At 73.2% G+C, this 13,992-nt stretch carries 13 protein-coding genes; 4 read left to right on the top strand and 9 right to left on the bottom strand.

Going from position 1 to position 13,992, the window contains the following annotated elements; genetic code table 11:
* Positions 1–5 precede the first annotated feature (5 nt).
* The 4 genes from ACYVOM_RS23450 to ACYVOM_RS23435 all read right to left on the bottom strand — a co-directional run bounded on the left by ACYVOM_RS23450 (position 6) and on the right by ACYVOM_RS23435 (position 2,828).
* Positions 6–1,271: an MFS transporter gene (locus ACYVOM_RS23450; RefSeq protein WP_460305619.1), complete on the bottom strand. Its 1,266-nt coding sequence runs from the start codon at positions 1,269–1,271 to the stop codon at positions 6–8.
* Between the two features lie 95 nt (positions 1,272–1,366).
* On the bottom strand, positions 1,367–1,831 hold the full coding sequence (locus ACYVOM_RS23445) for a hypothetical protein (RefSeq protein ID WP_460305618.1): 465 nt from the start codon (positions 1,829–1,831) through the stop codon (positions 1,367–1,369).
* Between the two features lie 44 nt (positions 1,832–1,875).
* Positions 1,876–2,250, bottom strand: a complete 375-nt coding sequence (locus ACYVOM_RS23440; RefSeq protein ID WP_460305617.1) for a DUF6114 domain-containing protein — start codon at positions 2,248–2,250, stop codon at positions 1,876–1,878.
* On the bottom strand, positions 2,250–2,828 hold the full coding sequence (locus ACYVOM_RS23435) for a DUF6230 family protein (protein ID WP_460305616.1): 579 nt from the start codon (positions 2,826–2,828) through the stop codon (positions 2,250–2,252). The genes ACYVOM_RS23440 and ACYVOM_RS23435 overlap by 1 nt, the downstream gene beginning before the upstream one ends.
* Before the next feature lie 126 nt (positions 2,829–2,954).
* Between ACYVOM_RS23435 and ACYVOM_RS23430 the strand changes: the two genes are divergently transcribed.
* On the top strand, positions 2,955–5,180 hold the full coding sequence (locus tag ACYVOM_RS23430) for a polyprenyl synthetase family protein (RefSeq protein WP_460305615.1): 2,226 nt from the start codon (positions 2,955–2,957) through the stop codon (positions 5,178–5,180).
* A gap of 4 nt (positions 5,181–5,184) precedes the next feature.
* On the opposite strand, the gene ACYVOM_RS23425 is transcribed toward ACYVOM_RS23430, so the two are convergent.
* Both ACYVOM_RS23425 and ACYVOM_RS23420 read right to left on the bottom strand, forming a co-directional pair.
* Positions 5,185–6,336 carry an acyl-CoA dehydrogenase family protein gene (locus ACYVOM_RS23425; protein WP_460305614.1) on the bottom strand — a complete coding sequence of 384 codons (1,152 nt, stop codon included), beginning with the start codon at positions 6,334–6,336 and terminating at the stop codon, positions 5,185–5,187.
* Positions 6,337–6,352: 16 nt separating this feature from the next.
* Positions 6,353–7,021, bottom strand: a complete 669-nt coding sequence (locus tag ACYVOM_RS23420) for a TetR/AcrR family transcriptional regulator (RefSeq protein WP_460305613.1) — start codon at positions 7,019–7,021, stop codon at positions 6,353–6,355.
* A gap of 126 nt (positions 7,022–7,147) precedes the next feature.
* On the opposite strand from ACYVOM_RS23420, the gene ACYVOM_RS23415 reads away from it, so the two are divergent.
* Positions 7,148–8,932 (top strand): acyclic terpene utilization AtuA family protein, encoded by a 1,785-nt coding sequence (locus ACYVOM_RS23415; protein WP_460305612.1) that lies wholly within the window; start codon positions 7,148–7,150, stop codon positions 8,930–8,932.
* 14 nt (positions 8,933–8,946) lie between these two features.
* Here ACYVOM_RS23415 and ACYVOM_RS23410 read toward each other — a convergent pair whose 3' ends face one another.
* Entirely contained in the window at positions 8,947–10,140 is a 1,194-nt protein-coding gene (locus ACYVOM_RS23410) for a cytochrome P450 (protein WP_460305611.1), read from the bottom strand.
* 195 nt (positions 10,141–10,335) lie between these two features.
* Here ACYVOM_RS23410 and ACYVOM_RS23405 point away from each other — a divergent pair, with 195 nt between their 5' ends.
* Together ACYVOM_RS23405 and ACYVOM_RS23400 are read left to right on the top strand one after the other, a co-directional pair.
* On the top strand, positions 10,336–10,944 hold the full coding sequence (locus ACYVOM_RS23405) for a TetR family transcriptional regulator (RefSeq protein WP_460305610.1): 609 nt from the start codon (positions 10,336–10,338) through the stop codon (positions 10,942–10,944).
* A gap of 92 nt (positions 10,945–11,036) precedes the next feature.
* On the top strand, positions 11,037–12,197 hold the full coding sequence (locus ACYVOM_RS23400; RefSeq protein WP_460305609.1) for a phosphotransferase family protein: 1,161 nt from the start codon (positions 11,037–11,039) through the stop codon (positions 12,195–12,197).
* Positions 12,198–12,293: 96 nt separating this feature from the next.
* On the opposite strand, the gene ACYVOM_RS23395 is transcribed toward ACYVOM_RS23400, so the two are convergent.
* On the bottom strand, positions 12,294–13,265 hold the full coding sequence (locus ACYVOM_RS23395) for an alpha/beta hydrolase (RefSeq protein WP_460305608.1): 972 nt from the start codon (positions 13,263–13,265) through the stop codon (positions 12,294–12,296).
* A 227-nt stretch (positions 13,266–13,492) separates the two neighbouring features.
* Positions 13,493–13,954 carry a hypothetical protein gene (locus tag ACYVOM_RS23390; protein WP_460305607.1) on the bottom strand — a complete coding sequence of 154 codons (462 nt, stop codon included), beginning with the start codon at positions 13,952–13,954 and terminating at the stop codon, positions 13,493–13,495.
* Positions 13,955–13,992 lie beyond the last annotated feature (38 nt).

Raw genomic sequence — 13,992 nt, 5'->3', positions numbered from 1 at the left:
GACCGTCAGCGGGTGGAGCGGACCGCGGTGGCGATGAGGCCGCCGGTGAGGGTGGCGGCGCCGGCGACCAGGTAGAGGAGCGCGTAGTTCTTGGCCGTGCCGTCGACGCCGAGGTTCAGGAGCAGGGCGGCGGCGGCCGGGGCCGCGGAGTGCGGGATGGAGGTGGCGAACTGGAGGATGGCGGTGTAGCGGCCCGCGTCGGTGGTGCGGTCGGGCAGCACGTCGAGGGCGAGGGCCTGGTCGACGGCCGAGAACATGCCGAGGCCGAACGCGCAGACGAGCGAGCCCGCCGCGAGCGGCACGAGGCCGTGCGACAGGGCCATCGTCGAGGCGCCCGCCGCGTAGAGGGCGCCGGAGAGCAGGACGAAGACGCGTCGCCGGCCGAGCCTGTCGGACAGGAAGCCGCCGCCCAGCGAACCCGCGGCGGTCGCGGCGGCGCCCGCCCCGGCGAGCGCGGCGAGGATCCCGGCGGCCTCCGAAACGGGCACGGCGAGCCGGGAGGCGAAGAAGAAGGCGGTGAAGGTGGTGACGAGGGTGAGCCCGAAGTAGAACGCGAAGCGGCCGAGCCAGACGAGGGAGAAGTCGCGGTGTCCGCGCACGTCCCACAGGTACGACCGGAACACCGCGCCGACCGTCAGCGGGGGCGGCGCGGGAAGCCCGCGGCTGTCGGGCTCGCCGCACGTGAGCGCGAACAGGAGCACCGCGGCGGCCCCGACGAGGCCCGGCAGGACCAGCAGGAGCAGCGGATCGTCCTTCACCGCGTTCGCGAGGGAGACGCCGGCGAAGGGCGCGGCCATCGTGGCGAAGCCGCCGAGCCCGGCGACCCGCCCGCGCCGGTCCGCGGGCAGCAGGTCGGCCTGCACGACGACGAGTTTGGTGAGCGCCTGCTGCCAGCCGAGGGCCGCCAGCACCCAACCGGCCCCCAGCACGACGACGCCGGGCGCCAGCGCCATCACGGTGAGCCCCGCGACGCCGACCGCGGCCCCGCCGACGACGAACGGCCGCCGCCGCCCGTACCGGCACCGGGTCCGGTCGCTGAACGCCCCCAGCAGCGGCCCGGCCAGGACGGTGACGAGCGCGCCCGTCCCGGTGATGTAGCCGAGGTACTCGACCCTGCCGGGCGCGAGCGCGGCCACCCGGATCGACAGCGAGATCGCCAGCGGTGTGATGAAGGCCAGGTAGACCCCGAACTGCGCGAGGACGAGCGGCCCGACGAACCGGGCGCCCGCCTCGGGCGGACGGGCGGAGACGGCGACGGTTTCGGACCGCACGGCGACCCCCACGCAAGAGAAGGACCACATCTTCCACAGGGGTGCCTACCCTCCGTGCCCGGAATTACGATCTTTCGTCTTCCCGGGCGCGGGCGTCAGCGGCGCGGGGTGTCCTTCCGGTAGGCGTCGCCCGGCCAGTGGTCGTGCTCCACGCGATGCCCTCTGGCCTCGGATTCCCGCCAGTGGCGGCGCGCGAGGGCGTGCACCTGGTCCGCGGTGGGGGCCTCCTCGGGCGGCAGGGCGGCGAGCCCGCGGAGCTTGACGCCGACCCGTCGGCTCGGCGGGCCCGTCTCGACGGTCACGCTGTGCTCGACCAGGGCGTCCCCTATGACGCTGTGGGCCACGATGCCGCACTCCCAGCCCTCGTTCCACGGGATCGGCGCGTGAACGCCGACCAGTTCCCCGCCCCTGACCCGGTAGTAGGTGCGGGTCTCGGACAGCCCCGGACCTTCCGCTCCGGCGGGCATGTGGAAGTGCGGCGGCAGGTCGAACGCCGGTCCCTCGATGAGGACGTCGCCGTCGGGCAGTCGCCAGGCCCGGGGGCCGTTCGTCTCGTTCATCCGCCGACCTTCCCAGGCCCACGTTGGAATCGCGTGGGAGCCGGTCAGCGCGCGGCGGCGCGGTGGCGGCCCGGACGGGCGGGTTCGGGAGCGGGGGTCCAGGCGAGGCCCGCGGCGCCGCCGACGAGGGCGAGCAGCAGTCCGGCGAGGAAGCCGCCGAGGTTGGCGGTGACGAACGAGACGAGGCCCACGGCGATCGTCAGGGCGCCGACGAGGGCGCGGAGGGAGGGCGCCGTCCAGAACAGCAGCCCGAAGACGACGAGGAGAAGGCCGAGCAGGAGGCTGAGCTGTCCGGCGAGCCCGGTATGGACGAGGAGTCCTGCGCCCACGACGGGCGTCAGCGCGATCTCGGTTCCGGCGAGCGCGGTGAGCACTCCGGCGGCGAAGGGCCTGCCGTCGCGCCAGGCGCGGAAGCCCATCAGAAGCACTCCTCCTCGTCGCGGCCGATGGACAGGCGCATGCCCTTGACGTGGATCGAGCTGCTGAACACCGACCACGACTGGACCCGGACGTCGGTGACGGCGAAGCCGAGCGCCTGGATTCCGTACTGGCCGGGGACTCCGGTGGATCCCGGCACCGCGTCCAGGGTGGCGGCGTCGCGGTTCAGCTCCAGGCTCGTGAAGTCGAGGTCGGCGTCGACCGAGGTCGCCGACAGGGCGAGGCCGCTGACCCGGACGGGCGGGCCGTCCGGTGCGGAGCGGAGCCTGACGACGTAGCGGCCGAGCGGCGTGTCGATGACCGACGACTGGCACAGGGCCCGCACTCGCGCGCTCTTCACGGCGAGGACGGTGACGGCGTGCTCGGTGCCGTCCGCGGAGCTGGCGACGGACGGGTAGGTGACGTAGCCGGTGCCCTCGATCCGATCGGCGGAGACCTTCATGTCGCGGCCGGACACGGCGACGGACGCGGCGAGCGCGCCCTGCCCGACGGCCGCGGCGAGGACGCCGCCGCAGGCGAGCGACGGGACGAGCACCGCGGCGAAGCGGCGCCAGCGCATGCCGGGCCGGAGGTGTCGCCGCCTCCGCCGGCCTCGGCTTCGCAACAGCGCGAGCCTCCCCGATCCCCTTCACCCGATTACCTAAAGTGATCATACATACACGGGGCGAACGACGGAGTGATCGTGATGGCGGCGGATTCGCGGCGGACCGAACTACCTGAACCGGAAGCCGTTCCCGAGCCCGTGGATCCGGACGCACCCCGTTCGGGCAGCGGTGCCGAGGCGTGGTGGTGCGCCCTCGGCCTGCGCGAGGGCGACCGCGCATCCTCCCTCGTCGTCGGGTTCCTGCGGCACCGCGGCGTCCGGCCCGACGGGAGCCCGCTGGACGCCCACACCGTCTACTGGCGGCACGGCCGCCCCGACCGCCCGACCGCGTCCGGCGAGTCGTGGGTGGACCGTCCTAGCGTGGAGCTGTTCCGCCTGCTCGCGGCCGCGGACCCGGCCAGCGACCCGCGCGTCCGGCGCGCCTTCCTGGAGGCTCCGGCGGATCGGCCGCCGCTGCCCGACCGGCTGCTGCCCGGACCCGTCCGGTTCGGGGACGGCCTCGATCTCGACTACGGCGTCGCCCGGCTGCGCAAGGACGCCGAAGGCTCCTACCGGATGGCGGCCGACGGACCTGACGGGTTCTCCCTGCGGCTGACCCCGCGAGCCGCCGCGCAGACCACCGAGGACGACGTCCCGCACCGGGTCCGCACCTTCTTCGTCCCCCGTCTCGCGGTGGAAGGCGACGTCCGAAGGGAGGGCCGCACCGTCGAGGTGACCGGGGAAGCCTGGTACGAGCACCGCGTCGGCGACGCCGGGCCCGTCACGGAGATCGTGGGGGACGCGGACTGGGGCCGGACCTCCGCGCGGCTGCGTCTGGACAACGGCTGGGACGTCGCGGTCTTCACCGCCGAACGCACCGACGTGGCCACCGGGACCACCGCGCGGCACGAGTGCCATGCGGTGCTCGGCTCTCCCGACGGCGAACGCCACGAGGCCAAGGCGTCGCTCCAGGGTGCTGAGCCATGGACGTCGCTGGCCACCTTCACCACCTACGACACGGCCTGGAAGCTGGAGATCCCCGGCCACGACCTGAGGCTGCGCCTGCGCTCATGGCCGCCGCAGGAAGTCCGGTCGCTCGCCTTCCCCTCCGGCGTCCTGGTCGCCCACGTCGAGGCCGACGGATTCCTGGCCGGGCGGCGCGTCGGCGGGCGCGGCCTGGTCGAGGTCGTGCCGGCCGCCCGGATCGGGGACATCGAGCGGTATGTCGCGCGGGCCCGGGACGTCACCGGCCGGGAGATCCGCCGCCTGCTCCCCGACCGGCCCGATCCGGCCGCGCTCGCCGCGCTGGCGGGGTTGGAGGAACGCCCGGAGGTCCTCACCCCGCAGATCGCCGCCGACCTGCACGACGCCCTCGTCCGCCCGCTCCGCCACGCCACCGACGGTCTCGGCAAGAGCCTGCGCGCCTACATCGCGACCGCCGCGATCGAGCTGTTCGGCGTGGACGGCGAACCCTACCGGCCGCTGCTGGGCGCGATCGAGATCCTGCACACCGGCAACCTCGTCGTCGACGACGTGGAGGACCGCTCCCCCACCCGGCGCGGGGTGCCCTCGGTGCACACCGTCTTCGGCGACGCGACGGCCGTCAACTCCGGAACTGCCGCCTACTTCGTCCTCGACCGTGTGCTGCGCGACGTGCTCCCCGACGACGACCGCCTGCACCGCCGCGTCTACCGGAGGTACCTGCGCGTCATGCGGGCCGGGCATGCGGGCCAGGCCCTGGACATCGCCGGGCACCGGGCCGCGATGGACGCGGCGGTCGAGTCCGGCGACGCCGCCGCGCTGCTACGCCGGATCCGCACCGTGCACCTGCTCAAGACCGCGACGCCCGTCCGCGGCCTCGCCGAGATCGGCGCGCTGATCGCGGGCGCGGACGCCGACCGGCTGCACGCGCTCGGCGCCTACTTCGAGGCCGTCGGCCTCGCCTACCAGATCAGCGACGACGTCATGGACCTGCGCGGCCTCACCGCCCCGGGCAGGGACGGCACGCGCGTCGCCACCAAGCACGCCGCCGAGGACCTGCGCGCGGGCAAGGTCACCATGCCGCTGGCCCACGCCGTCGCGCTGATCCCGCGCGCGCGGATGCGCGCCATCTGGCACACCGTCCGCGACGGCGCGGCCGACACCGCCGCCATCCGGGAGACGGCCGCCGAACTCCACGCGCACGGCGCCGTCCAGGCCTGCACGGAAGAGGCCCGCGCCCTGGTGGAGGAGGCCTGGGCACCTCTCCAGCCCCTCCTCCCGTACACCCGCCACGCCGTCCTCATCCGCGCCCTCGGCTCCTACGCGGCCCGCCGCGAACGCGAATGACCATTCAGGACGTGTAGCCGAGGAGCTTGGCCGCGAGGTCGGTGAGCACCTCGGTGGCGCCGCCGCCGATGGGCAGGAGGCGGGCGTCGCGGTAGTGCCGCTCGACCTCGGTGCCGTGCATGTACCCGGCGCCTCCGTGCAGTTGGACGGCCTCGTCGCAGACGTGCGTCGCGCATTCGACCGCGGTCTGCTTGGCGAGGCAGGCCGCGGCGATCACCGCGGCGTCGAGGCCCTCGGCGACGTACCCGCCGGCGACGGACAGGGTGTAGGCGCGGGCGACCTCCACCTGCCGACGCATCTCGACGAGCTTGTGCCGCACGACCTGGCGGCTGACGAGCGGCGCGCCGAACGTGGTCCGCTCGCGGCAGTAGGCGGCGGTGAGGGCCAGGGAGCGCGCGGCGATGCCGTAGGCGTGCACGGCGAGACCGAGGCGCTCCACGACGAACTGCTCGGCGATGTAGGCGAAGCCCGCGTTCTCCTCGCCGACGAGGTGCGCGACGGGGACGCGCACGTCCACGAAGGACAGCTCGGCGGTATCGGAACAGTGCCAGCCCATCTTGCGCAGCGCCCGGTCGACGGTGACGCCGGGCGTGTCCTTGTCGATGACGAGCAGGCTGACGCCGCCCGAGCCCGGCCCGCCCGTCCGGACCGCGGTGGTGAGGAAGTCGGCCCGCACCCCGCTGGTGATGAAGGTCTTGGACCCGTTGACGACGTAGTGGTCGCCGTCGCGGACCGCGGTCGTGCGCAGCGCGCCGACGTCGGAGCCGCCGCCGGGCTCGGTGATGGCGAGGGCGCCGATCAGCTCGCCCGCGAGGGTCGGCCTGACGTACCGGTCGACGAGGTCGGGGCCGCCGCGCGCGGCGATGTGCGGCAGCGCGATGCCGTGGGTGAACAGGGCCGCCGCGAGGCCGCTGGACATGCCCGCCTCGAACATCGCCTCCTGCGCGGCCATGCTGTCGAGCAGGGTGCCGCCTTCGCCGCCCTTGTCCTCGGCGAAGCCGAGCCCCATGAGCCCGTGCTTCGCGGCCTCCCGGTGCAGGGCGCGCGGGATCTCGCCCACGTCCTCCCAGGCATCGAGGTGCGGCGTGATCTCGCGCTCGGTGAAGCGGCGCGCGGTCTCGCGCAGCAGTTCCTGCTCTGGGGTCCAGGTCCGCAAGGGGGCTCCTCGGAGGTCAGGGGGTGTCGGGCAGGTCGCACAGCGCGCGGTCGAGCGTCAGCGCCCACCGGTCGAGGATCCGGGCGCGGCGCGCGGAGTCGTCGGTGAGCGTGTTGGCCAGGCCGAGGCCGCGCACCAGGTCGAGCGTGGCCTGGACGAGTTCGCGCACGCCCGGCACCGACTCGTCCACGCCGAGGGCCTCGATCGTGCGGCGGTGGGCGGCACGGCCGATCCGCTGCTCCAGCCGGACCACCGCCTCGTGCAGCGCGGGGTCGCTGCGCGCGGCCACCCACAGCTCCAGTGCCGCGGTGTAGAGATCGCCGGAGAAGTGCTCGCCGAGCAGGTGCACGATCCGCCGGACCCGGTCGGTGCGCCGCCGGGCGTTCTGGAGGTCGCCCGGCGTCCGCGTCTCGGGTGTCGCGGGCAGCGCGGCGAAGGCGGCGCGGTGCGCCTCGGCCCGCGACTCCCACAGGTGCTCGACGGCGGCGAGCACGAGGTGGTTCTTGGTCGGGAAGTGGTGGAGCTGCGCGCCCCGGCTGACCCCCGCGCGCTCCGACACCAGCACCGTGGACGTCCCGCTCCACCCGTACTCGACGAGGCACCGGACCGTCGCGTCGAGGAGCCGCCGGCGCATGGCCTGCGACCGCTCGCCCTGCGGCACCCGGCCCGCTGCGGTAGACGACACGCGCGGCATCATGCCCGCGCGCGAAACAAACAGTCAAGCCTGACTTTTTCGGCGCGGCGGGGCTAGCATCGCAAGCCCGGCGCGCGCCACCCCCGCGCGGACGGACGGCGTGCAGAGAGGAACCCCATGACCCGACGGCCGGTGCGGATCGCGAACTTCTCCGGATATCTCGGCGACCGCCACAGCGCGCTCGACGAGGTCATGGGCGGGGATCCGGTGGACGTCCTCGTCGGGGACTACCTGGCCGAGGTCACCCTCGCGTCGCTGTCGGCGCGGTACCAGGCGGATCCGGCGAAGGGGTACGTGGGGTACTTCCTCGGGCAGATCCGGCCGCATCTGCCGACGATCGCGGAGCGCGGTGTCAAGGTCGTGACGAACGCCGGCGCGTTCCACCCCGCAGGGCTCGCGGCGGCCTTGCGGGAGGTCATCTCAGCGGCGGGCCTCGCGCTGCGGGTCGCGCACGTCGAGGGCGACAACCTGCTTCCGCGGCTCGCCGAGCTGCGGGAGGCGGGCCACGACCTCGCGCATCTGGACACCGGCGCGCCGCTCACGTCGTGGGAGGCCGAGCCGATCAGCGCGAACGCCTATCTCGGTGGACGGGGCATCGCCGCCGCGCTGGAGGCCGGGGCCGACATCGTCGTCTGCGGACGCGTCACGGACGCCTCCCTCACCTCCGGGCCCGCGGCCTGGTGGCACGGCTGGGCCGAGGACGACTTCGACGCGCTCGCCGGGGCCGTCCTCGCCGGGCACATCATCGAGTGCGGGCCGCACGCGACCGGCGGGAACTTCTCCGGATTCACCGCGATCCCCGGCGCGTCGCCCGACGTCGCGGGAGCGCTCCGGCCCGGCTACCCCCTCGCCGAGATCGCCGCCGACGGGTCCAGCGTCATCACCAAGCACGGGCGCGACCCCGGCGCGGTCACCGCCGACACCGTCACCGCGCAGATCGTCTACGAGATCCAGGGGCCCGAGTACCTCAACCCCGACGTGACCGTGCACCTGGAAGGCGTCCGGCTGCGCCAGGACGGACCCGACCGCGTCGCGGTGTCGGGCACGACCGGATCGGCGCCGCCGCCCACGACGAAGGTCGCGCTGTTCGCGGCGACCGGGCACCAGATCGTCATGACGGCTTACCTCACGGGCCTGCGCATCGCGGAGAAGCACGCGCTGCTCGCCGCGCAGATCCGCGCCATGGCCGCCCCGGGCGTCGAGGAGATCGACGTGACGCTGCTCGGCACCGCCTCCGCCGATCCGCGCAGCCAGTGGGAGGCCACGGTCCCGGTTCGGATCATGGCCACCGCCAAGGAGCGGGCACCCCTGGAGTACGCGAACTTCGCGTCCCGGGTGAACGCGCTCTTCCTCAGCAGCGTCCCCGGGTTCTTCATCGACACCGCGGCGGCCCCCGCGCTCGCGCCGCAGCCGCGCGTCGAGTACTGGCCGGGCCTGCTGCCGCTGGAGGCGGTCGGGCACCGCGCCGTCCTCGACGACGGGACGCCGATCGAGATCGCGCCGCCCAAGGTCACCAGGCCGCCCGCGGGGCAGCCCGTCCACCCCGAGCCCGCGCCCTACCCGTCCGGCCGGACCGAGCGGGTGCCGCTCGGTCGGATCGCCTTCGCGCGGAGCGGCGACAAGGGCGGCAACAGCAACGTGGGCGTCTGGACGGCCGACCCCGAAGCCTGGCCCTTGCTGCGCGCCGCGCTCAGCACCGAGGCGGTCCGCGGCCTCCTTCCCGAGGCAGCGGACCTGGAGATCGTCCGGCACGAGTTCCCGCAGCTGCGCGCGGTCCACTTCGTGCTGCGCGGGCTCCTCGGCGCGGGCGGGTCCAGCAACCTGCGGGTCGACCAGGTGGGCAAGGCCGTCGGCGAATACCTCCTCGCCCGCACCGTGGACGTGCCCGCAGAGCTGCTCTAGCGCGCTGAGGGACCCTACGGCAGGACGAGGGGCAGCGACTCCCATCCGCGCACCGTCGAGGTCGAGGCGAGGTTCGCCTTGTCCCAGTCGACGTCCCACTCGGGGAAGCGCTTGAGGATCTCCTCCATCGCGACCCTGCCTTCGAGGCGGGCGAGGGCCGCGCCCAGGCAGTAGTGGATGCCGTACCCGAACGTCATCTGGTGCCGGATCCTGCGGCGGACGTCGAAGCGGTCCGGGTCGGGATAGCGGCGCTCGTCGCGGTTGGCGGCGGCCACGATGAACAGCAGCGCGCTGCCCGCCGGGACGGTCTGGCCGTGGAACTCCTGGTCGGTCATGACCGCGCGGGCGATCGCGTGGCCCGCGGGCTCGTACCGCAGCACCTCCTCGACCGCGTTCGGGATCAGCGACGGGTCGGCGACGAGATCGCGGCGCTGGTCGGGGTTCTGGGCGAGGAGCGAGCCGATCCAGCCGATGAGCCGGCCCGTCGTCTCGTTGCCCGCGCCCGCGACGACGGTCATGTAGGTGACCACCTCGTCGCGGCCGAGGGTGCGGCGGACGCCGTGCTCGTCCTCGAACTCGGCGGTGAGCAGCTCCGTCACCAGGTCGTCGGACGGGTTCTTGATCCGCCAGTCGATGTAGGCGCTGAGCTGCTCGGTGTCCATCACCGCGCCGGCGCTGAAGTCCATCTGGCCGCCGTCCTCGGTGGTGATGAACTTGTCGGCCGAGTCACGGATGGACGCCTGGTCCTCCTCCGGGATGCCGAGGAGCGCGCTGATGACGCGCATGGGCAGCTCCGCGCCTACGGCGGCCACGAGGTCGAAGCCCTTCTCGCCGACGAGCGGGTCGAGGGTACGCCTGCAGTAGTCGCGGACCATCGGCTCCAGCGCGCCGATGCGGCGGGGCGTGAACATGCGGGTGAGCAGGCGGCGGTGGATGCCGTGCGCGTCGGGGTCCTCGAAGATGAGGGTGCCGGGCGGGATCTCGATGCCCGCCTTGATCAGCTCGAGGATGTTGCCGCGGGCCGAGGAGAAGTTCTGCCAGTCCGGCAGGCCCCGGTCGAGGTCCTCGTAGCGGCTGACCGCGTAGAAGTCGTGGGCTTCGTCGTAGTAGAGCGGCGCCTCTTCCCGCAGCCGCCGGTACACCGGGTAGGGGTCCTTGCCGATGACCGGATCGTAGGGGTCCCAGCGGATCGGTTCCTCAGTGCCCACCGTCATTCCCTCCATGGCTCGCCGCAGCGCGGGCGCACGGCCCAGTCCCATGCTGTGCGATCGCTCAGCATGCCCGCCCCAGCTGTCTACCACCGGATTTTCGAGGCGGTCAAGGGCCCCTGCCGTTATGATCGACATGTGTCACTGACGATCGTCATTGACTTTCATCGACGGATCTGGACGGAAGGGGAGGCGATGCCCGAACTCCGGGAGGGACCGTCCCGGCGGGACGCGCAGCGCATCGAGACACGTCAGCGGGTGTTCGAGGCCGCCGTCGCGGAGTTCCGCAGGGACGGCGCGGCGGCCGCGGACATCGCCGCGATCACCGCGGCGGCGGGGGTCGCGCGCGGCACGTTCTACTTCCACTTCCCCACCAAGGAGCACGTCCTCGCCGAGGTCATCCGGCGCGAGGAGCGGCGCGTCGCCGACGGCCTCAGCCGCGCCCTCGCCGCTCCGCACGACCTCGGCACGGCCCTCGGCGAGGTCGTCCGGCTCGTTCTGGCGACGGAGCGCCGGATCGGCAAGACCCTGTTCAAGGACGTCCTCGCCCTCTACTTCTCCCCCTCGCGCCCCGACATCGACGAATGGGACGACCACCCGGTGATGGTCATGATCATCGAGGAGATCGCGCAGGCCAGAGCACGCGGTGAAGTCCGGGAGGAGGCCGATCCGGCGCACAGCGGCTACTTCTTCTTCCTGGGCCTGTACGCGCTGCTCGCCACCATGCGCGGATCCAGGGCCGTCCGGGCCGGGCTCGTCGCGGAGTTCGTCACGGCGACCCTGCGGGGCCTGGAGGCCAGATAGCGGAACGGCCTACATCGGACAACCACGTCGAAGATCAACATTCGGGATCTTCGACGTGGTTGGATCCGGAAGCTCCGAAGGAGGGCCTCCCCATGACCGCACAGTTCCTCGTCACCGCGTCCGGCCTCGGCATGGCCGTCAAGGAAGCCGTCCGCGCCGGACTCGACCGGGCGCTGCCCGGCGGCTCCGTGCCGCTGCGCGTCGGCGGCATCACCGAGCGGTGGCTGAGCGACGCCCTCGGCCTCGCCCCCGGCGCGATCACCTCGGTGCGCGTCGCCGACGAGCACTCCGGCACCGCCGCCCGCGTCCGCCTGGCCGTGGAGACCGACGCGGAAGAGCTCCCCGGGCACCTGTTCCTCAAGCTGCCGCCGACCAACTACCTCCAGCACGTGCTGATGAACCTGTTCGACCTGGGCGTCAGGGAGATCCACGCCTACCGTGCGCTAGGCGAGACGCCGCCCTTGCGGGTGCCGCGCTGCCATGCCGCCAAAGCCGACGAGGTCCGGCGCCGCTCCGTCCTCGTCCTGGAAGACCTCTCGGAGACCGCCACCTTCCGGACCGTCGTCGACTCCGTGAGCCGCGAGGAGGCCGAGGCCGTCACCGACGCCCTCGCCGGGCTGCACGCCGCGTTCTGGGACACCGACCGCTTCAAGACCGACCTCGCGCCCCTCGCCGACCGCTCCCCCGGCGCCATCCGCCTCGGCGACATGATCCGCCGCCGGTTCCTGGAGAAGATCGACGGGCACGCCGCCGACCTCATCCCCGAGCCGATGAAACTCCAGTGCCGCGTCTTCTACCAGCGCAGCGCCGACATCGACGCCTTCTGGGCGGCGCAGCCCCAGACGCTGATCCACGGCGACACCCACCTCGGCAACCTCTTCTTCGAAGGAGCCGCGCCGGGCTTCCTCGACTGGCAGGTCGCCATGTCCGGACCCGGCATCCGGGACATCGCCTACTTCGCGACCACGTCCGTCGAACCCGACCTGCTTCGCAAGATCGAGCGGCCACTCGTCGAAAGGTACGCGGAGCGGCTGCGGGACGCGGGCGTCGCCGCCGACACCGACCGGCTGTGGACGCTCTACCGGGCGGCGATCACCGAGGCCTACCTCGCGGCGGTCTGCACCGCCGAGGCCGGCGAGCGGATGCAGCCGCGCGACGTCTCGCGCACCGGCGTCGCCCGCGCCGTCGCCGCCGTCGCCGCGCACGACTCGTTCACCGTCCTCACCGCGCTGATCGACGGCCAGGAGCCGTAGGCGCGACCCGGCCCCCGCACGGTGCTCCGTGCGGGGGCCTTGTCGTGCTCACCGAGCCCGGCACCCCGGGCGCTGAGGACCCGCGGCCTGCGGCGTCTAGTTCAGGGCCTTGTTCAGGGCGTCGATCGCCAGGTGGCGGGCGACGTTCGCGGCGCGGGTGTCGCGGAGGCTGTCCAGGAGCAGGAAGTCGTGGACCATGCCCGCGACGCGGACCGCGGTCACGTCGACGCCCGCCTCGCGGAGCCTCGCCGCGTACTGCTCGCCCTCGTCGCGCAGCACGTCGGCCTCGTCGGTGATCACCAGGGTCGGCGGGAGGCCCTTCAGCTCCTCAAGGCTCGCCTGGAGCGGCGACGCGTAGGTCTCCTTGCGCTGGGAGTCTTCGCTCGTGTAGGCGTCCCAGAACCACTTCATGCCGTCGCGGGTCAGATAGTAGCCCTCGGCGAACTGGAGGTAGGACGGGGTGTTGAAGTCGGCGTTCGTCACCGGGTAGAGCAGCACCTGCGCCTTGAGCGCGGGACCGCCCCGGTCCTTGGCCATCAGCGCGAACACCGCCGACATGCAGCCGCCGACCGACTCGCCCGTCACCGCCATGCGGGAAGGGTCGGCGCCGTACTGGGCGCCGTTCTCGGCGATCCACTTGCCGACGGCGTAGTTCTGCTCGACCTGCGTCGGGTACTTCGCCTCGGGCGCCCGGTCGTAGACGGGGAAGACGCCTACCGCGTTCGCGCCGACGACGAGCTCGCGGAAGAGCCGGTCGTGGGTCTTGTCGTCGCCGAAGACCCAGCCCGCGCCGTGGATGTAGAGCACGACGGGCAGGTTCCCGGACACTCCCTTGGGCCGGATGATCCGGGTGCGGACCCTGCCCCACTCGCCCGCGTCGACCTCGACCCACTGCTCGTCCACGTCGGGGCGGGAGACGCCCTCACCGCTCTGCAGACCCGCGAGGATGTCCCGGCCCTTCTCCGGCGGCACCTCATAGATGCGCGGGTGTGGGTCCGTCGCCTCGGCGAGCGCTTTGGCGGCGGGCTCCAGGAACGGGGTCAGCGGAGGAGGAAGCTGCTGGGCCATGTCACGGGTCTCCTTACGGTGGCCGGTGCCCGCCCCCGATGCGCACGGCGTTGTGCGCGGGCGAGGACGGACGGGCGATCACGAGGAAACCTGCTCGTTACGCTGCGTAATCAAACGGACATTCACGACTACTTGCTGGAATCTCGCGCGCTCTTGGGCGGGCGCCTTCGATCATCGCCAGAGATCTCCGCCGGACCGGGCCCCGCATGACGGTCCCGGCCGTGCCGTCAGCGGGTGCCCGGCCTCAGCGACGCACGCGCGGACCGGGTGCACAGGAAGAGGAAGGCGGCGATCCCCGGCAGGAGCGTGGGCAGCAGCCAGATCAGGAAGAAGGCGGGATCCCGGAACATCTCACCGTCGTCGCCGCCGATGCCGGCGAAGAACACCGTGTAGTACAGGGCGCACTGGCCGAACAGCGCCGCCGCGAGCGCGACCAGCGCGGCGGTCCTGATCCCCCGGCGGCCCGACGCGAGCAGGAAGGCGAGCACGACGAGAAGGCCGGCGGGCGCGAGTCCGAGCAGCCCGGAGAAGTCCCCGGCGGCCAGGCTCCCCGCCACCAGGCCGAGGAAGCCCACCACGACGGCGTGCAGGAGCATGAAGACCATCGCGGCCACGACCGTGCCCGCCTTCCGCGCCCGCACCGGCCGCCGGCCGCGCACGTCGAACCCCGGACGCGCTGTTCCGTTCATCGGCTTCCTCCGCGGGCGCACCGGCCCGCAAGACAGGG

It is taken from the genome of Actinocorallia aurea (genome assembly GCF_054783995.1).
The sequence above is the reverse complement of the archived record's forward strand: the minus strand, read 5'-3'. Positions and strand labels throughout refer to the sequence as shown.